General features: G+C 45.4%; 17 protein-coding genes. 4 read left to right on the forward strand and 13 right to left on the reverse strand.

The genetic code is table 11. The annotated features are described in order from the left end of the window. Nucleotides 1-129: 129 nt before the first annotated feature. Nucleotides 130-1,578 (forward strand): spore germination protein, encoded by a 1,449-nt coding sequence (locus BC8716_RS04765; RefSeq protein ID WP_094424174.1) that lies wholly within the window; start codon nucleotides 130-132, stop codon nucleotides 1,576-1,578. A gap of 170 nt (nucleotides 1,579-1,748) precedes the next feature. Here the strand turns inward: BC8716_RS04765 and BC8716_RS04770 are convergent, their stop codons facing one another. From BC8716_RS04770 to BC8716_RS04795, 6 genes are all read right to left on the reverse strand, one after another. Continuing rightward, nucleotides 1,749-3,167 (reverse strand): NAD-dependent succinate-semialdehyde dehydrogenase, encoded by a 1,419-nt coding sequence (locus BC8716_RS04770; protein ID WP_094424175.1) that lies wholly within the window; start codon nucleotides 3,165-3,167, stop codon nucleotides 1,749-1,751. A 59-nt stretch (nucleotides 3,168-3,226) separates the two neighbouring features. After that, the gene (locus BC8716_RS04775; protein WP_094424176.1) at nucleotides 3,227-4,387 is read right to left on the reverse strand and encodes an iron-containing alcohol dehydrogenase; all 1,161 of its coding nucleotides are present in this window, start codon (nucleotides 4,385-4,387) and stop codon (nucleotides 3,227-3,229) included. A 123-nt stretch (nucleotides 4,388-4,510) separates the two neighbouring features. Continuing rightward, nucleotides 4,511-5,440 (reverse strand): glutaminase A, encoded by a 930-nt coding sequence (gene glsA / locus BC8716_RS04780; RefSeq protein WP_094424177.1) that lies wholly within the window; start codon nucleotides 5,438-5,440, stop codon nucleotides 4,511-4,513. 249 nt (nucleotides 5,441-5,689) lie between these two features. Continuing rightward, nucleotides 5,690-7,021 carry a GntP family permease gene (locus tag BC8716_RS04785; RefSeq protein WP_094424178.1) on the reverse strand — a complete coding sequence of 444 codons (1,332 nt, stop codon included), beginning with the start codon at nucleotides 7,019-7,021 and terminating at the stop codon, nucleotides 5,690-5,692. 15 nt (nucleotides 7,022-7,036) lie between these two features. Beyond that, a complete protein-coding gene (locus tag BC8716_RS04790; protein ID WP_094424179.1) occupies nucleotides 7,037-8,221 on the reverse strand; it encodes an iron-containing alcohol dehydrogenase in 1,185 nt (394 codons plus the stop codon). Nucleotides 8,222-8,346: 125 nt separating this feature from the next. Then, nucleotides 8,347-10,050, reverse strand: coding sequence for a sigma-54 interaction domain-containing protein (locus tag BC8716_RS04795; protein WP_094424180.1), 1,704 nt, complete (start codon nucleotides 10,048-10,050; stop codon nucleotides 8,347-8,349). 389 nt (nucleotides 10,051-10,439) lie between these two features. On the opposite strand from BC8716_RS04795, the gene BC8716_RS04800 reads away from it, so the two are divergent. Together BC8716_RS04800 and BC8716_RS04805 are read left to right on the forward strand one after the other, a co-directional pair. Beyond that, on the forward strand, nucleotides 10,440-10,628 hold the full coding sequence (locus BC8716_RS04800) for a hypothetical protein (protein ID WP_094424181.1): 189 nt from the start codon (nucleotides 10,440-10,442) through the stop codon (nucleotides 10,626-10,628). Nucleotides 10,629-10,900: 272 nt separating this feature from the next. Next, nucleotides 10,901-11,224, forward strand: a complete 324-nt coding sequence (locus BC8716_RS04805; protein ID WP_094424182.1) for a 2Fe-2S iron-sulfur cluster-binding protein — start codon at nucleotides 10,901-10,903, stop codon at nucleotides 11,222-11,224. A gap of 213 nt (nucleotides 11,225-11,437) precedes the next feature. On the opposite strand, the gene BC8716_RS04810 is transcribed toward BC8716_RS04805, so the two are convergent. Next, nucleotides 11,438-12,010: a TetR/AcrR family transcriptional regulator gene (locus BC8716_RS04810; RefSeq protein ID WP_094424183.1), complete on the reverse strand. Its 573-nt coding sequence runs from the start codon at nucleotides 12,008-12,010 to the stop codon at nucleotides 11,438-11,440. Nucleotides 12,011-12,172: 162 nt separating this feature from the next. Here BC8716_RS04810 and BC8716_RS04815 point away from each other — a divergent pair, with 162 nt between their 5' ends. Next, nucleotides 12,173-13,153 carry a zinc-binding dehydrogenase gene (locus BC8716_RS04815; RefSeq protein ID WP_094424184.1) on the forward strand — a complete coding sequence of 327 codons (981 nt, stop codon included), beginning with the start codon at nucleotides 12,173-12,175 and terminating at the stop codon, nucleotides 13,151-13,153. A 161-nt stretch (nucleotides 13,154-13,314) separates the two neighbouring features. Here the strand turns inward: BC8716_RS04815 and BC8716_RS04820 are convergent, their stop codons facing one another. The 6 genes from BC8716_RS04820 to BC8716_RS04845 all read right to left on the reverse strand — a co-directional run bounded on the left by BC8716_RS04820 (nucleotide 13,315) and on the right by BC8716_RS04845 (nucleotide 18,115). Then, nucleotides 13,315-13,836: a 5' nucleotidase, NT5C type gene (locus BC8716_RS04820; protein ID WP_094424185.1), complete on the reverse strand. Its 522-nt coding sequence runs from the start codon at nucleotides 13,834-13,836 to the stop codon at nucleotides 13,315-13,317. 217 nt (nucleotides 13,837-14,053) lie between these two features. Beyond that, nucleotides 14,054-14,284, reverse strand: a complete 231-nt coding sequence (locus tag BC8716_RS04825; RefSeq protein WP_094424186.1) for a hypothetical protein — start codon at nucleotides 14,282-14,284, stop codon at nucleotides 14,054-14,056. A gap of 21 nt (nucleotides 14,285-14,305) precedes the next feature. After that, nucleotides 14,306-14,560, reverse strand: coding sequence for a hypothetical protein (locus tag BC8716_RS04830; protein ID WP_094424187.1), 255 nt, complete (start codon nucleotides 14,558-14,560; stop codon nucleotides 14,306-14,308). A gap of 238 nt (nucleotides 14,561-14,798) precedes the next feature. Further along, nucleotides 14,799-15,761, reverse strand: a complete 963-nt coding sequence (locus BC8716_RS04835; protein WP_169715911.1) for a glycoside hydrolase family 5 protein — start codon at nucleotides 15,759-15,761, stop codon at nucleotides 14,799-14,801. Between the two features lie 28 nt (nucleotides 15,762-15,789). Continuing rightward, complete coding sequence (locus BC8716_RS04840; RefSeq protein ID WP_157730356.1) at nucleotides 15,790-17,052, reverse strand: ABC transporter substrate-binding protein; 1,263 nt, start codon at nucleotides 17,050-17,052, stop codon at nucleotides 15,790-15,792. Nucleotides 17,053-17,188: 136 nt separating this feature from the next. Beyond that, the gene (locus tag BC8716_RS04845) at nucleotides 17,189-18,115 is read right to left on the reverse strand and encodes a carbohydrate ABC transporter permease (RefSeq protein ID WP_094424189.1); all 927 of its coding nucleotides are present in this window, start codon (nucleotides 18,113-18,115) and stop codon (nucleotides 17,189-17,191) included. Between the last annotated feature and the right edge of the window lie 8 nt (nucleotides 18,116-18,123).

Below are 18,123 nucleotides of genomic sequence, written 5' to 3' on the forward strand. Positions count from 1 at the left end.
TTTTTATAGCCTTTCTGCTAGCCTACGCAACTGCCCATGGAATGGTGAACAATATCCATTTTTTGTGTATAGCATCGTCTTAATTCCTAATACTAATTGGAAACTAACAACAGATAAGGAAGAAATGGCATGAGGATAACGGATCTACATGCATGTGTGGCAGCCATTAAAAGCGCGTTTTACCAATCAAACAGCGTGCAAACAATGGAAATTCCGCTTTTAGAAACAGAGCAAGCGCTTGTGCTATTCATTAAAGAGATTGTCGACCAAAATAAGTTGCATGCGTTAATCGTTGATCCCCTTACTCGTTTCCGTCTCGCAAAGCAGTCATACCCGGCTGAATCTGTTACGACTTGGCTGAAAGATGGCGCCCCGATACCAAATGCCACTGTGGAACAATTAAAACGGCAAATGATGAACGGCAAAGCGGTTGTATTGTTGAAAAACGAACAGCCTGTTTTAATCGATTGCGCGATGTGGAATGTCCGCAGCGTCAGCGTGCCTCTTACAAGCAGTGTGTATGAAGGGCCAGCATCTGCTTTGACCGAAAGCCTTGACGTTAACATGAATTTGCTCCGTAATTATTTTCGTAGCCCAGAATTAGCGATCGAAACATTAGAAGTCGGAGAAAACGCTGCAAAAAAAATGGCGATTGTCTCGCTTCACGGAAAAACGAATCCAGACCTTGTAAAAGAAGTGCGCGAAAGGCTGAAACAAGTGCATGTAGCCGAATTCATCATTTCGCAAATTGCAACTGACGCGCTTGAAGGGAAAGGGTTTTTGTTCCCGCGGACTATGGCAAACGACCGCCCAGATGCGTGCGCATTGGCATTGGCAAAAGGGAAAATCGTTTTGCTCGTAGAAGGATCGCCATTGGCGATTCTGGCACCAAGCCTGTTTTTTCATTTCTTTCAAAACCAAGACGATTACTTATCCGAATTTGGTCGCTTTGGCGCACGTCCTCTTCGGTATTTGTATTTTTTTATTGCCACCTTTTTTCCGGCTATTACGGTGGCAATCATCCGTTTTCATCTTGATCACATACCGACGGAAGTGGCTAACCAGCTTGTGAAAACCCATGAAACCCTTGCACCGTATACAATCGAGCTTGTATTTGTCATTCTTTTATTGCAGCTTATTATGGATGGCTCCTATCGCTTGCCTGGCAATACGATTTTTGCGGTGACGTTTATCGGCACAATGCTCATTAGCGATATCGCTACAAATGTTAGCCTATTCCATCCGATTACGATCGTCGTCATTGGCGTTTGTTATATAACTAGTTTTCCTGTATTAAACCGCGGGCTGCTTTCTCCGATTTTTTTTATTCGCATAACGCTGATTATCGTAGCCCATTTCTTTGGCTTTGCAGGAATGTTTGCTCTGACAACCGCCATCATCATCCATATGGCCCATTTAAGGTCCCTTGGCATTCCATATCTCTATCCGTTTATTCCGTTTCAGCCTGATAAATGGCATGACACGATTTTCCGCCCTACTTTGACGATGGCGATCAACAAACCGACGCCGCTGCCTTTTAAAAAAGCAGAGGCTGCCAATAATCGAAGAGGCAGCTGAAAAGGCAGCAATTGGAGAAAAACGACAAAGTCAGACTACTCGATAATGCTTGCAGATGAAGAAGCAGATAGGACACCGATCTCAAAGCATGGGCTTGCTTTAAACAACGCCTAAGAGCGTTTGTCTACAGACTGAACCACCCATTCCTCTGCAGGAATGGGTGGTTCTCTTTAAAGTTGCAACGATATATATTTCACTTCTACATATTCTTCAATGCCCCAATGGCCACCTTCACGGCCTAGGCCGCTTTCTTTCATGCCGCCGAATGGCGCTTGCGCGACCGAAGGCAAACCATCATTCAGCCCGACAATGCCGTATTCAAGCCCTTCCGCAATCGTAACAGCTTCAGATAAGTCGTTTGAATACACATATGCTGCTAAACCATAAGGGGAATGGTTGGCCCTCTCGATCACTTCTTTCGTTGAATTGTACGTGGCAATCGGCGCAAGCGGGCCAAATGTTTCCTCCTTCATGCAAAGCATGTCATCGGTCGCATTGGCAATAAGGGCAGGCGTTTGGAAATAGCCATTTGTGGCATCGGCTTCTTGGCCAAAGACCACTTCGCCTCCTTTTGCTTGCGCATCCTCAATATGCTTTTGTACTTTTGCAACAGCTGCTTCGTTAATAAGAGGACCAATGTGGCTGTCTGGTTCCATGCCGTTGCCTACTTTTAGCTTTTTCATTTCAGCAGCAAAAGCCTCCACAAAAGGCGCTTTAACCGACTCGTGAACGTAAATGCGGTTTGCACAGACGCATGTCTGGCCGCCATTGCGGTACTTTGAAGCAATGAGGCCGTCTACTGCCTTTTGAATATCGGCATGTGCGGTTACGATAAAAGGAGCGTGACCGCCTAATTCGAGCGACAGTTTTTTGACAGTATCAGCTGCCTGCCGTATCAATAGTTTGCCGACACGAGTTGAACCAGTAAATGACACTTTTCGCACCCGTTCATCGGCCATCCACGTTTCCCCGATTTGTTGGGCGTCTCCTGTAATCATATTAACGACACCCTTTGGAATGCCTGCTACTTTAGCCAATTCCACGATCCGGTAAGCAGTAAATGGCGTTAACTCTGATGGTTTAATGACCGCTGTACAACCTGCCGCCAAAGCAGGCCCTAGCTTCCTCGTTAACATGGCAGCGGGAAAATTCCACGGTGTAATCGCGGCGATAACACCAATGGCTTGCTTTTGCACAAATATACGTTTATTGGCTGCTGCCGCAGGGACCGTTTCGCCATAAACACGTTTCCCTTCTTCTGCATACCAAGACAAGAAACTGTTGGCATATCGGACTTCACCAAGGGCTTCTGCAAAAGGCTTCCCTTGTTCTAGCGTCATTAACTTGGCAATTTCTTCTTCCTCCCGTTGAATTAACTCATGCCACTTTTGCAAGTACGCGCCTCGTTCTGCTGCCGTTTTTGCTCGCCATTCTGGCAGTGCCGCCGCAGCGGCGTCAACCGCTGCTAAAGCTTCCTGCCTTCCCCCATTTGCAACTGTGCCAATCACTTCTTTTGTCGCGGGATTTTCTACTTCGATCATGTCGTCTGTCGCTACACACTCATTATTGATAAACAGTGCATGATTCATCACAAGCTCACTCCTTTTCATGTTCGAAAAACACCATTTCCGTTTTTTGACTGCACACACTACACTGGCCGCCCTGCCCATGCCCTTTCATAAATCGACAAAATGGTATCACGCTCAAGCGGACGGGGGTTGTTCTTTAAGAGCCGGTCAATTTTGCTTGCATCATCTGCCATAGCCGTAAGGTCTGCACGTCTTATGCCAAACTTTTTAAGGTTGCTTGGAATATGGACTTGACCGCAAAGGCGCTCCATGGCGCTTATCGCCTGGTCAGCCCCTTCACTTGCCCCCATCCCTTTCTCCTTTACGCCTAATGCTTCTGCGATAACAGCAAGCCGGTCGACGCAGGCAACTTTGTTTTCCCTCATTACATAGGGCAACAGTACGGCGTTGCTGACACCATGGGCAACTTTAAACCTTCCCCCGAGAGGATAAGCGAGAGCATGGACGGCGCCAACTCCGGCGTTGCCAAAGGCCATGCCAGCCATTAAGCTGGCGACGGCCATTTCTTCCCGTGCTGCGAGGTTTGTCGGCTTTGCGTACGCTTCTGGCAAACTTCGGGCAATTTTTTCAATTGCCTGAAGGGCGAAAGCATCTGTAAGGGGTGATGCGTTTACAGATAAAAACGCTTCAATCCCATGGACAAAGGCGTCTATGCCGCTCGCAGCTGTAACGGCAGGTGGGGTTGTCCTTGATAATTCCGGAGAAACGATTGCCACATCAGGAAGCAAATGGTCACTGACAATCCCTTTTTTTAGCTTAGCGTCATCGTCGGACAGAATCGCTATATTCGTTACCTCGGAGCCTGTTCCGGCTGTGGTCGGAATGGCAATGAGCGGCACCCCTTTTATAGGAACTAAATCAGTGCCAATCAAATCAGCAAGTGCACCGTTATAACGAACGTAAGCAGCCGTCGCTTTCGCTGTATCGAGGGCACTGCCGCCTCCTATGGCAATCATGCCATCATGGCCGCCAGCGACAAATGTTTGTTTGCACGCTTCCACAACCGAAAATGCTGGTTCTGGCTCCACTTCTAAAAATAAGCCATAGCGACGCCCTGCAAGCGCCACTGTCACTTCCTCTAGCAGCCCGGCCTTCTTAATCATTTTATCAGTTACGACAAGGGGATGGCTCATTTTTAACCTTGCTATTTCACTATCTAAATGGGAAATCGCGCCTATGCCCGCTATAACTTTGTAAGCGCTTTTAAAAATGTGCACCATTTTATTGCCTCCTTGTTTCATCATTTTAGCAGAACATCCCTTTTTCTGGATATGGAACAGCATTTTTTTTACTCTTTCACACTATTAATTAGCACAACTGTGTTTTTATTGGTCTTTTTATACTTAAAACATGCTGAGTGAATAACGTTTGGCCATCATTTCCAGCAATTTGATCCCGGCAATGGAGTTGCCTTTTTCATCGAGAGACGGCCCACAAATGCCAATCCCGCATTTTTTCGGCACGGCACCCATAATTCCGCCTGCGACTCCGCTTTTTGCTGGAATGCCGACATTGATGGCAAATTCACCTGAAGCATTGTACATGCCACATGTGACCATAAATGTCTTGCATATTCGAGCAACGTCTATAGGCAAAAGCTGCTTATCTGTGTCAGGATCACGGCCGTCCATAGCCAGAACACAACCGACCCTCGCTAAGTCGATACAATTCATTTCAATCGCGCATTGTTTTGTGTAAAGGTCCATGAGCTCTTCTACATCTTCATCAATGACGCCATGCTCTTTCATAAAATAAACAAGCGCCCTGTTTAAATGGGCTGTTTCAAATTCTGATTTGGCGATTTCTTTGTTATACGTAATGGTCTCATTTCCTGTCAAACAACGGATAAAGTCCAATAAACGTTCAAACCGCTCCCCTGCTGTGTTTCCTTTAATCATATGAGTAACGGCAAGAGCCCCGGCATTAATCATTGGGTTGAGCGGTTTGGAAGGCTTGTTGGTCTCCAATTTAGCGATTGAATTAAAAGGGTCGCCTGTCGGTTCTTTTCCAACACGGGTGAACACGCATTCTTCCCCTTGATCGATAAGCGCCAACGCTAAGGAAAGCACTTTTGAAATGCTTTGGAGCGTGAAATCTTCTTCCGTATCCCCAGCCATAAATCCTTTACCATCAGGATAATACAAGGCTACCGACAGCTCATGTTTATGAGCAGCAGCTAAAGCAGGTATATATTGAGCCACTTCTCCTTGCCCAGCAAACGCTCTTGCCTGGCTAACGAGCAATTCCAGTTCATCATTTGAACGGCATAGCATGCGAATTTCGCCTCTCTTCTTTTGTTCTCTTTCATTAGCTTGGCTGCTTCAGCGGATTGCATGCAAAAAACCGTTTCCTTTCTAAATAAATTTCGATTCCCTCTCTACCTTAAGGCGACAGCTTCCTGAACAAGCGTCTCGTTAAATAGAGTTGAAAATAAACATCGCCCTTTATCCGCAAACGCCTCCTTATAAAAAACAGCACCTACAATTGATAGACGCTGCCTTACAATTGCGGTGCAGTTATGATTAGTAAAAAAACGTATAGAGAGCGACGGCAATGGCAAGTGCGACAGTCGGTAACATGGTGCACACTAAGAAAATAGGCCCATATGCTCGTTTATGGGTTTCTCCGCATATAGCCCGAATCGTCGTTACGACAAAACCGTTATGAGGCAATGAGTCTAGACCGCCGGAAGCAAGCGCGGAAATACGATGCATCGCTCCTGGGTCTACGCCGCGTTCCATATAATCGGGGGCAATGAGCGGCAAAGCAATACCAAGGCCGCCTGATGCAGATCCGGTAATCCCGCAAATGACCGTGACAAACAAAGCCAGGCTAACGAACGGTTGACTTGCTGCACCCAACAAGGATTGTAAAAACAAATCGAAAGCAGGCACTTGTGCAGCGACACTGCCAAAGCCGACAACAGCGCACGTATTGGCAATCGCGACAAGAGAATTTTGCGCGCCTACGGCGAGTGACTCTCCGATTTGCGTCACAAATTTCAAGTTAAACAGCCATGTCGTTCCGATGCCAAGAAGCAACGCAACCAATACAGCCGTTTTGGCCGCCATATAAAGCGACAGCACATTTAAAGAAACAAGCACAATCGCTAACGGCAACAAGGCAAACAATGGCTTTGGCAACACGCGCTCTTTTGCTGCCGCCAGTTCATCAAGCGCTTCTTCCTCTAGCCCGTATAGGGGACTGTCTTGCGGGAGCGAAAAACACTCGCCTTTTTTCAGTGCTGTTTTCAACATATACCTGACCCATAGGCCGCCTGCAACCATAATGAAGACCGCGCTTACAACACCAATCCAACCGCCAGCAGTCGGTTGTGTGCCAAAGAACTCGGTTGGAATGATGTTTTGGATTTCAGGTGAGCCAGGTGAAGTCATCGTGAACGAAATGGAACCGAACACAATCGCAACCGGTATAAAGCGGTGCGGATAATCGGCGAGCTTAAACAGGGATACGGCAATTGGGTAAACGGTAAAACCAACCACAAATAAGCTGACGCCTCCATAAGTCATAATCGCACATGCGGCAATCACAGCAAACAGCGCCCACTTTGCTCCCAATTTCCGCTCGATCCAATCGGCAATTGCTTCCGCCGCTCTTGTGTCTTGAATGACTTTGCCAAAAATTGCCCCTAAAAGAAAAACCAAAAACCAAGAAGCAAAATAGTTTGTAAACCCTTCCATATAGTGTCCGACCATTGCCGTATTTAAATTAAGCCTTCCGGTTAAAGCAAGAAGAACAGAAGAAAGAAGTGCGGCAATAATAATATTGACGCCTCTTAACGTTAATACGACTAAAAGGGCCAGTGCACCTAATAAGCCAATCATGCTGATCATATTGTCTACGCCTCCTTAACGGGAAACGGCCGAATTCCGTTGAAAAAGGGCCTCGTACAGCTCAATCAACTCTTGTTTTGACGGCACACGCGGGTTGTTTTGCGGACTTCCGCTTTCAAGCGCATCGTCAGCCATTTTAGAAAGCATTGGCATAAATGCCTCTTCTTGAACGCCCCAGTCTGGCAATGTAGGAATATCGACTTTCGCGCACAGTGCTACGATTTCTTCGACAACGGCATTAGCTAATGTTTCAGTCCCTTCGCCGCTTTTTCCTGGAAAGAGGACACGGCCGATTGAAGCAAGGCGCTCCTGGCAACTTTCCTTTGTATATTCAAGCACAACCGGTAAAAGCATAGCGTTGGAAACACCGTGTGGTACATGGAAGAGAGCGCCAATTGGCCTTGACATCCCATGGACAAGACAAACCGATGAATTGGAGAAAGCCATGCCTGCAAGCAGCGAGCCATACAACATTTCATGCCTTGCCTTCATGTCGTTGCCGTCTTTATAGGCGGGCAATAGATAGTGGAAAATCCGCTCCATTGCCGATAGCGCCAATCCATCGGTAAACGGATGTGCTTTTTTGCTAATATAAGCCTCCAACGCATGGGTAAGCGCATCAATTCCAGTAGCCGCAGTAATGTGTTTAGGCGTCGATTTTGTCAGCATTGGATCAACAATAGCCGTCCGTGGCATAAAGGCTTGCTGTTTAATCATCATTTTGACATTGGTGTCTGTGTTCGTAATCACTGTCGCGTCTGTTGCTTCAGAACCAGTGCCCCCTGTTGTCGGCAAAGCAATTAAAGGAACCGCCCCTTTTTGCGCAATGGTACGCCCGTTCATGTATTCATCGATTGATCCGCCATTGGCTGCTAGCACCGCGACAGCTTTAGCTGTATCTATACAGCTTCCTCCCCCAATGGAAACAATGACATTGCAACCTTTTGTACGAAACAACTCCAACGCTTCATACACGTACGTATCTGTCGGCTCAGTTGCTACACCTAAATAGGAATACGATGGGATTCCGCTTTTCTTAAGCAATGCTTGAGCCCGTTCAACATTTCCTAGCCTTTCCATTACTGCATCGCTAATGATCAGCGCCTTGCTCCCTAGCTTCGCGGCCTCAACGCCAACTTGCAAAAAACTATTTTCCCCATAAATAATCGTGGCTGGCAAATGACAGGTTGTTGCTTGCATCTAATCCCCTCCTTGTTGTTCTGCCATTGCAAAAACGATGCCAACTACCAATCAAGATGATTGTAAGCGTTTTCTATAAACTGTATCGCAAATTTGCGACACAGCCCCTTGCCACTGTCGTTAAATTACGACGACTCTTGTTCTTTTAGCTTACGGTACAGTGTCGCACGGTGGATGCCTAACAATTTTGCAGCTTTTGCCTTATTTCCGTTTGCTAATACGATCGCTTGCTCGATTCGCTCCTTCTCGGAACGCCTCGCCGCCGCCTTTAATGATTCATTCTTTGCCTGGTTTTGCAAAAATGGAGGCAGTGTATCACTTGTCACTTCTTCCTCTTCGCCGATTGCCATAATATAATCGATCGCATTCGCCAACTCACGAACATTGCCAGGCCAATCGTATTCAAGGAAAGCATGCAAAGCGTCTTCACAAAATCGTTTGCGTTTCATCGCGTACTCCTGTGCAAAACGGTCCATAAAGGCGCTAATTAAATAAGGAATATCTTCTTTACGTTCACGCAACGGCGGGATGTTTAGTGTGATCGCCACTAGCCTATAATACAAATCTTTTCTAAACTTGCCCTCGGCCACTAATTGGTCGAGATTAGCATTGGTCGCTGCAATTAACCGAAAATCGGTTTGGATCGGCTGGCAGCCGCCAACCCGGTCAACTTGTTTCGTCTCAAGCACACGAAGCAGCTTTGCTTGCAACGCATTCGACATTTCTCCTGCTTCATCTAAAAAAAGCGTACCGCCACTTGCTTGTTCGAATTTCCCTACAGCCCCGCCTCGTCGCGCGCCAGTAAAGGCCCCTTCTTCGTAGCCGAACAGCTCGGCTTCGAGAAGCGTTTCCGGCATGGCAGCACAATTAATTGCAACAAATGGTCCATTGGCTTGGTTGCTCATTTGATGGATCAAACGGGCAAACAGCTCTTTTCCCGTACCTGTTTCGCCTGTCAATAGCACTGTCGCTTTTGTGCGTGCTACTTTGCGGGCAAAACATTTGCACGATTGGAGCGCCTCGCTCCTGCCTATAAGCCGGCGCTCGACTGACGTTTCGTTTTGCTTTGTTGGTTCAGTGGATGGTCGCTCCTCACTTAAAACGCGTGCTCGCTGTAAGATTTCATAAAGTTCGGAAACGCCTTCAAAAATCAACATGCCGACAGCTCCGACAACACGGCGATTTTCCCAAATTGGGATACGGTGGACCACCATATTTTGCCCCTCAATCCGTTGGATCTCGCCTCGCTCAGGAATGCCTGATTTTACAACTTCATGCAAGCGAGTATTCTCAATGACATCAGCGACAAACTTGCCTTCGACTTCCGCTTCGTCCTTTCCGCCAATAAAGCTGCGGTAAGCATTGTTCATTTTGACGATCTTTCCTTGCTTATCGACAATAACAATCCCTTCATAGGCGTTTTCTAAAATCGCTTCCAGTATCGCTTTTTGCTCGTACTCTTCCCGCGCCTTCCGCCAGTTTTCTCTTGTGACTGCCCCAATATATTCATTGCCCTCTTTGATGAGAACCACTTTACTTCCGTCTGGACTAGGTGTACGGCTGTCGTCGATTTCCATCACTTCTACCGATTCTAACGCTTTTTCAATCGCTGTTTCTCCACTGCTTATCGCTGCCACAATCGTTTCTGGAAGCAACGCCCCAACTGGTTCATCTTCTTCTGACACGAGCACGATCAAAGAGCCTGCATGCTGCAACAGACGGGCCCACTCCTGAATGGTCCGTTTTTCATAGAGAGCAAAGGAAACAGGTTCAATCCAATAGTGGCTTACATGAAAACCAGATTGGTTGATGGTCAATTGCTGTACCACGGCATTTCCTCCATTCCAATTTGTCTAATTGTTTTGGTTCGCTGTTTTGCATAACTTAACGTATAGCTGCACTCAATTTGGGAGAGTGCATGAAAGCGTTTGGAAGCAGCGTACATATTGTTTCACTACTGCCAAGTGATTCCCTTCAAATAAAAGGAAACATGTGAAAAAAGGAATTCTAATGGGAATACGTTTAGGCAACTGTGAATGGCTATGATATCCCCACAGTGTGGCTGTGGGCATGGAACATTTCAGCATTTTTTCGTTTTATTAAGATCATTTCACGCATTCTTTATCAGATCTTAAATAGATTTGGAAACCTGTCTCCTTTACACTACTAATGAGAGCTAACGAAAAACAGGCTCCAATATGAATAGAGAGGTGAGCACATGTACTCAAACGAAGATTTGCATGCAGTCGAAGAACGGGCGAAAGTGTTTTTGCCTACAGCTACAAGCGAACTCTCCGCTTATTTACGGGCCATCGAAGAATACGTTCGAAGCAAACGCAAGGATCTCGGCTTCGACCAAGCTGAACATTTAGAAACACAGCTTCTTGTCCACTATGGCTTAGAATAAAGCCATCTAAATGAACACAAAGAAAGAAGCCTCCTCAAGGCTTCGTTTACATAAATCTGTATTATTGTATGTGCATATGCGGTTTAACCCAAATTCCCCTGGCCCATCTGGAACCAGGGGTTTCCTATTTTCCAAACGGCCAACATTGCCATCACGATTCATTTCTTTTTTCATATTAATCAAATGTTTAATTAACTGCCGATCATTCCCTTTTTCATGCTACAATTATTTTTAGAGACAGAAAGTTTAATAAAAAGGGGCGAATATCGACCATGCCAATGATTCACGCTGAAGGCTATCATTCTTTTGAAGCCGAAAACGGAAAGAAACTTGTATTAGCGTTGGAAGACAACGGAGTAGACATTTTGCACCGCTGCGGCGGAAATGCTAGATGTACTACGTGCATGTGCGAAATTATCGAAGGCGACGCTGGCCCAATCGGAGAGGCTGAAGCAGCGATTCGTGCTAAAAAAGGAATCACTGCTGAAAACCTACGGTTGTCCTGCCAAATTCGCGTAGCAAATGACTTGAAAGTCAAGCCGCTTCGCACAGCAACAAGCGAGCAAATGGATCCAGGCAAACGTCCAGAAGAGTAATGCCCGTCCAGCGCTATTGTCGTCAAACGGGACTGCTAGAAAACGGGCGGCGACGTCGCTATGATCCGTGCTCTTGCACAACTATCGTAAAGCTGATAAGTACAAAAGTAACATTAGCCTGAGGGGAGACAACTCATTGCCTCCCCTCTTCTTCATTCCTGTCTCTCGACGTGCTCATATACATGTAACGACAAACATACAACGATCTCACTTTTATTTAAAAAGCTTTAAGTATTCCACCATTTGCTCAGCCATGTAGTCAGCACTATATGTGTACCCTTCTTTGATCCAAAAATTAATCCTTCCTACTAAAGCAGCAGATTGAGTATAACAATATAAGCTTCGATCTAATTTACTTTTATATTGCTTTAAGAAATGAATGTCACTCTCTAATAAATCCTTTATTGCAGAGCAAAGTTTTTCTTGAAAGCTAGGGAATTTATTAACATCAAACAGCAAACTGAACATCGCTTTGTTATCTTCAATGTATTTAAAAACCGTTTTAGATGCGGTTGAAGAGAGTTTAATTGAAAGAGGCACCTCCCCGTTTTGAAATGTCGGTTCAATCTTACTGATAAACCCCTGTATGGCATCATCAATAATGTCTTCAATCAATTCATCTTGACCTGAATAATGAGCATAAAAAGTAGTGCGATTGTAATTAGCTAAGCTGGTTATTTCTTTAACTGTAAGATCCTTAGCATCATTTTCTCTAATTAAATCGATAAAAGCCATTCGAATGTCTCTTTTAGTCCTTTCAATTCTTCGATCCACTTTACCATTCATTGTTATCACTCTCCTTAAAACAACATACCAAACGGATTTGTCGTCAAATCAACATCAAATCGCAATCTGTCCGGGTTAAATCTGTCATCATTATATAATTGAAACTACACCTATACAAATAAGCAACATCTGTTGCCTAAATTAAGGGAGATGACGGCGGAAATGAGAGCGTTAGTTATACAAGAACCTAAATCAATCAATGGATTAAAGATCATTGACAAAAAAATACCTGAACCTCAGAAAGGTGAAGTCCGCATAAAAGTATTGGCTGCCGGTCTTAATCCTTCCGATTTTCAATATGCCCTTAATAACGAAGTAGCTAATGAAGAACGAGTACTAGGAATTGATGTATGCGGAATTGTAGACGAAGTAGGAAGTAACGTGAAAAACCTTAAAGTGGGGGACCGTGTTTACTATTTACGAAGTTTAAACAATGTCCATGGTGGTTTTGCTGAATATGCTATTACATCGGCGGATTTAGTCAGTATCGTGCCTGAAGAAGTACCGAGTCATGTTGCCGGAGTGGTTCCGGGTGCTGGCTTTACAGCTTATCAAGCCATTATTCAGAAATTACGTCCTGTTTCAGGAAGAACGATCTTAATTCACGGTGACGCAGGTGGTGTAGGCAGCTTTGCGATACAACTTGCAAAAATGTCGGGCCTAACTATCATTTCCTCATGCCTTCAGAAAGATATGGCGTACGTTCGCTCACTAGGGGCGGATAAAGTGATAGACTTCACCGCAAAAGACGTCCATGAAGAAACAATGAAATTTACCAATCAACGAGGAGTAGATTATGTATTAAGTACCGTCGGTTCTGAAATCGCAACAAAAGATCTAGATGTTTTAGCACTTGGAGGAGAGATGGCAGTTACAGCTGGCTTTCCTGCATTTGATAAATGGCGTTTTTATGAAAAGGGGCTTTCCATACATGAATTAGCTACAGGGCTGGCCCTTACTTCAGGTGACAGCCAAGCTGAAGAGAACCTTAAGATGATCGGGAATGAGGTTGCGAAGTTGTTAGCCAACAAGAAAATAAAACCACCGAAAATCACAAAAATTAAGCTAGAAGACGTTCCAGATTATCTCGAAAAAATGAAAAACGGTAAAATTACTGGAAAAGTAGTAGCCGAGCTTTATTAGGAACACTAATACTAGCCAAAAACCGGCGTGCACGTGTACGCGAGCCGCAACAGCTTGGGAATCAACAAACAAAGAGGAGCAAAAGTAATAGCGACTAACATGCAGTAAGCAAACCGGTTAGTAACAAAGCAGCCTAACGACTGCTTTGTTACACTCGTGGTTTACAGGAAATAATCTCTGACATCGAGCCAATTGTGGACACGGGGATAGCCCGTTACGTTCACATTATGAGGCGATGTAAACAAAATCCCTTCCCCTGAAAACCGTTCTAATTGGCGCACATTATCGTCAATCAAATAGTCGGCGTGGATGATGCTTTTATTGCCGCAAAAGACAATATTTTGGTCATCAATAAATGGGAAATGCTCTTTAAGCCATTCGTACTTTGCATTAAAGGATGTTGGAAAATCCATTGCCGCCGTTGCTACAAATATTTCGTATGACTGGGCCAGTTCCTCTACGACCTCTTGGCAATGTTCCATCACCTCCAAGTCGCGGAAATAAGTAGGGTCGAGCAAATAGCCGCGGATTTCTTTCACTAACTCAGGGCGAAGCTCTCTTAGCTTTTTGCCGTGTAAATCATCGGTTGTTAGTTGTTCGCCAAAATCCCTATTAAACAGTGCCAAATGCTTTTTGTTAAAGTCAGCCATCACTTCATCCATGTCAATTGCAATTCGTTTCATCATTCCACCCCTAATTGATTGTTCTCCATATAGATTACCATAGTTTTTAGAAACAGGTTGCCTGACAAACGTTCTATGTACTAGAGGGTTATGGCGTTTTTGGCACTGCAAGTGACGACTTACCGATTTTGGCCCTTACAAGCAGCAATACTCAGAGAATTAAAAGCGGTCTTTTTCCCGACTGAATCGGAAAAGGACCGCTCGATTTTAAGTCGATTTAACCTTGTATAGGTTGATCTTCTGTTTGCAAAAACCGCACATGATTGACAGCCTTTGTGTCAATAAATTGGCTTGTGTCTGGTCCATATCCATAACCATCGGTGCCATCAATAATTAGCAATTTAGGGGTCACACGGACAAGGATGCCTTCAATAAAATTCGTATCAGTGGCTACCTCCACCCGCGCGTCGAGGCGTTGAGCTAGCCTTCTATAAAGTGAATTGCACAAGTACTTTGCCTCCTTCCGCATTCAGCTTAGTGACCTGACCGTTTCGATTTTGGCAATGCGGACAAGCACGTCTGCACCTATTTCATCCAACAATTCAATATAGTCTTCCCCAACGACCACTAATTCGCCAGCGAGATAGCCGAAGGGTGTTGAAATTTCAATTTGTTTACCGACGAGACCGCGTAGCAGTTCCCTTTTCGCCCGTGCCTTTTTCCAGCATCTTGGGAACCAAAGCAACAAGAAAAAATTTTTTAGTGCATACCAAACACGTAACATTTTTCCCCTCCTTTACATCTTCTTTAGTAAATGCAAAATAGAGTATATTTGCTTGTGAGATTGGCCTATGCTCGTTTCAAATTTACGAATTGTACCGATTCGCCCATTTTTCTTTCGCCACAACAACACGAATTCAGCTCTGTCGTTAAATGTTAAAAGCTCTCTTTCGCATCGGTTGTTCTAACATCTTACGAATACAGCAAAAAGGACTGAGACTGCAAAAGCAGCACCCAGTCCTTTACAAGTGATCAATTACTTTTAAGCCCATTTCCCCATAGACAATCCGTTCGCCCCAACTCGTTAATGGACCTGATGGGCCTTCAGCTAAATCCAAGTATTCAACACCCCCGCTATTGCCATACCATGACCAGGCAAGCCAGCCCACTTGCCGCTCTGCTGTATAGGCCAAAATCGCATCTTCATCGACATCGCCATCATGATGCCTATGGCCAAATTCACCGATTACCACAGCAAGATTTTCAGCAAGTACACCGTCGATGTTTTCAGAAACTGTCGCCCTATCCGCTCCTGCATATTCGTACATATGGATGGAAAACATTGTGTTTTTTAATGGATCGGAGGCAAATACGTCGGCTCCCCGCTCATGGATAGAGGCAGGGTACTGTCCCCAACCTGCCGCATCAACTATTAACGTATGGGCGAGGCCAGCACTGCGCAAGCGCGGGATCGCTTGTGCGTATGCCTCTGCCCAAACGTCACTCCTCCACGCCCCATACCATTCATTGGCAATGTTAATGATTACCCGGTCTTCTGTCCCCTTTAGAACATCAGCCATTTCGATCCAGTAATCGACTGCTTTATCTAAATCATCGGGATTATCACTTCCTGTAGCATCGTGGACTTCCAGCACGGTTGTCAACCCATATGTTTCTGTGGCAGCAAGCACACGGGCAAGCTCAGAGGCATCATCTTTTTCCCATTGCTGTCCATTGGATAAGACGATTCTCACTGTGTTCGCCCCTGTTTCTGCTATGGCAGGGATTGCCTCCTCTAAATCTTGTTTAAACCAAGAATGTCCATGGTTGACGCCACGCATAACGTAAGGATCGCCATTTTTGTCCAACAACTCTGTACCTTTTACGTGAAAGCCGCTTTGTGCAGATGCTAAACCGCTACTGTATACAAACAAAACCAACACCACCACTAGTGCTCCAACCCATTGTAACCGCTTACGATTCATACGCTCAAAATCCTCCTTACCAATGATATTAGTCCATCTCAAATTCTGTACGAAGCCGGTCTGCTAGTTTCTCTAAAGCTCCCTCTGCATCCACATCCCGGGTTTCATCCATGATCTGGTCGATCACAGGCTGAATGTTAGAGACAGCCTCTAACTTGTCTGGAAACATGCTTTGCACGACTGTGTTTTCTTCCATGATCGTCTGGAATGCTTCGACATTTTCTGGTACCCATTGGCCTTCGGCAAATGTATGTGATTCACGAATGACTGACGGATTGGCGCCAACGATGTTCGCCTGGATGGACTGGCCTTCGCCATGGGTTAAAAATTCTAACAGCTTCCATGCTTCTTCAGGATGGTCTGTTTGCGATCCAATGCCGATCGGCAATCCAAGCAACTGCGATTTGTTCCCAGCTTTCCCTGCCGGCACTTCAACAATGTCCCATTCAAACTCTCCGTCTTCTGCGTATTGGCGCCAATGCCACGGCCCTGCATAGGCCATTGCTGCCCGATTCGCTAAAAACAGATCACCAAGCCCTTCCGATTCAGTTGCCAATGGGGCGACGCGATGGACATGCACCAAGTCATGCATAAACTCAATCGCTTCAATTGTTTCTGGTGAATCTAACTCGACTTTAGACCCATCCATATTAAACGAAGCACCGCCGTTTTGGACAATCATTTCTTCCCACATCAGCCCGGCAATCCCAAATTGGACAATCTTCCCGTCTTCTTCAATCGTTGTCGCTTTTGCCGCTTCTAAAAAGTCGTCCCATGTCCAGCCAGCTTCCGGGTAAGGATGGCCTGTCTCGTCAAACATATCTTTGTTATAAACAATATGATGAGAAGTCAAATCCCTTGGCATTGCATACCGCCCGCCTTCCCACGATCCAATGTCCCACGCTCCAGGCAAATATTCGTCTTCTTTTATGCCACTCTCTTCAATGAATTCGTCAAGCTCCATTAACATTCCTTGGTTTACATAGTCGATTAAGGCTGTATCAATCATCCAAAACACATCCGGTTGGTTCCCTCCAGCCGACATCGTTGTTAGCCGTTCAATGTAATTATCCCAAGGAACGTGGCTTAGTTCGACTTTAATGCCAGGGTTTCTTTCCTCAAACACATCAAGGATTTCACGCTCTCCTTTCAGTTCCGCCGGGCCATTTCCCCAGACAAGCATCCGCAGCGTTACATCGCCACCACCGCCTCCTGCACTTTCCTCACCTCCACAAGCAGAAAGGGCCAGTAGCGAAGCTAACACGATTGGTGCATACATCGATTTTTTCATCCATCTCATCTCCTTAAATATGAGTTCGTCACCTTACGGCCGCAAAATGTGGAACATAGATGTCAAGATGAATGGGCCGCTAATAAGGTAGGAGCCACGTTCCCGAAAACAAACAAATCCGCTTGCCTAAAAGCCACTACCCTTTAATTCCTGACAAGGCAATTCCTTGGATAAAATGCTTTTGGGCAATGAAAAACAGTACGACGAGTGGGAAAATGACCATTGTGCTTGCAGCCATCATCGGCCCCCATTGCATCGTTTGCTGTCCATTAAACATTTGCAACCCAAGAGCTAGCGTGTATTTATCGATATCATTTAAGTAAATCAACGGTGTCAAAAAGTCATTCCAGCTTCCCATAAATGAAAGAATTGCGACCGTTATGAGCGCCGGTTTCGATAAGGGGACGACGATCCGCCAAAAGATGCCAAACAAGCTGCAGCCATCAATGATAGCTGATTCCTCCAATTCTTTAGGAATAGCTCGAAAAAATTGGCGCAATAAAAAGATAAAGAAAGCGTTTCCTAAAAAAGCAGGAACGACCAATGGCAAGAATGTGTTCACCCAGCCAAGCTCTGTAAAAATCAAATACACGGGGATCATCGTCACCTGGGGCGGCAGCATCATCGTGCACAGCAATAAAATAAACCAGAAGTTCCTGCCCTTTCCTTTAATTCGCGCAAACGCGTAAGCGACAATGGCACTGGAAGCGACAGTGCCGATGACCGTCAGCCCCGTCACCACGATCGTGTTCCAGTAAAACTGCAAAAAAGGCACCAATTCAAACACTTCTCGGTAGTTGGCAAAATCAAATGGCGCTGGCCATAAAGTCGGCGGATACGAGATTGCTTGTGACTCGGTTTTGATTGATGTGGAAATCATCCATAAAAAAGGCAGAATAAACAGAATCGATAACAAGACAAGCATCAGATAAATCATTAAACGGTCTAGTTTCTTTTGCCTCGTGTGATTTTTAAAAACCGGCCTTGTTTCCTTGATCGGTCCTGGCGTTCTTCCAGGCGTGACCGGTTCGATTTGCCGATTTGCTTGGTACCGTTCCTCCAAAGCATTTC

The sequence above is a fragment of the Shouchella clausii genome (genome assembly GCF_002250115.1).
Taxonomy (GTDB): Bacteria; Bacillota; Bacilli; order Bacillales; family Bacillaceae_D; genus Shouchella; species Shouchella clausii.

What these genes read in the sequence shown, in the direction of transcription:
- BC8716_RS04765 (WP_094424174.1), top strand. Translation starts at nt 130, where the DNA reads ATGAGGATAACGGATCTACATGCATGTGTGGCAGCCATTAAAAGCGCG.
- glsA (WP_094424177.1), bottom strand. Translation starts at nt 5,440, where the DNA reads ATGCTATGCCGTTCAAATGATGAACTGGAATTGCTCGTTAGCCAGGCA.
- BC8716_RS04790 (WP_094424179.1), bottom strand. Translation starts at nt 8,221, where the DNA reads ATGCAAGCAACAACCTGTCATTTGCCAGCCACGATTATTTATGGGGAA.
- BC8716_RS04775 (WP_094424176.1), bottom strand. Translation starts at nt 4,387, where the DNA reads ATGGTGCACATTTTTAAAAGCGCTTACAAAGTTATAGCGGGCATAGGC.
- BC8716_RS04815 (WP_094424184.1), top strand. Translation starts at nt 12,173, where the DNA reads ATGAGAGCGTTAGTTATACAAGAACCTAAATCAATCAATGGATTAAAG.
- BC8716_RS04770 (WP_094424175.1), bottom strand. Translation starts at nt 3,167, where the DNA reads ATGAATCATGCACTGTTTATCAATAATGAGTGTGTAGCGACAGACGAC.
- BC8716_RS04785 (WP_094424178.1), bottom strand. Translation starts at nt 7,021, where the DNA reads ATGATCAGCATGATTGGCTTATTAGGTGCACTGGCCCTTTTAGTCGTA.
- BC8716_RS04830 (WP_094424187.1), bottom strand. Translation starts at nt 14,560, where the DNA reads ATGTTACGTGTTTGGTATGCACTAAAAAATTTTTTCTTGTTGCTTTGG.
- BC8716_RS04820 (WP_094424185.1), bottom strand. Translation starts at nt 13,836, where the DNA reads ATGAAACGAATTGCAATTGACATGGATGAAGTGATGGCTGACTTTAAC.
- BC8716_RS04810 (WP_094424183.1), bottom strand. Translation starts at nt 12,010, where the DNA reads ATGAATGGTAAAGTGGATCGAAGAATTGAAAGGACTAAAAGAGACATT.
- BC8716_RS04840 (WP_157730356.1), bottom strand. Translation starts at nt 17,052, where the DNA reads ATGAAAAAATCGATGTATGCACCAATCGTGTTAGCTTCGCTACTGGCC.
- BC8716_RS04835 (WP_169715911.1), bottom strand. Translation starts at nt 15,761, where the DNA reads ATGAATCGTAAGCGGTTACAATGGGTTGGAGCACTAGTGGTGGTGTTG.
- BC8716_RS04800 (WP_094424181.1), top strand. Translation starts at nt 10,440, where the DNA reads ATGTACTCAAACGAAGATTTGCATGCAGTCGAAGAACGGGCGAAAGTG.
- BC8716_RS04805 (WP_094424182.1), top strand. Translation starts at nt 10,901, where the DNA reads ATGCCAATGATTCACGCTGAAGGCTATCATTCTTTTGAAGCCGAAAAC.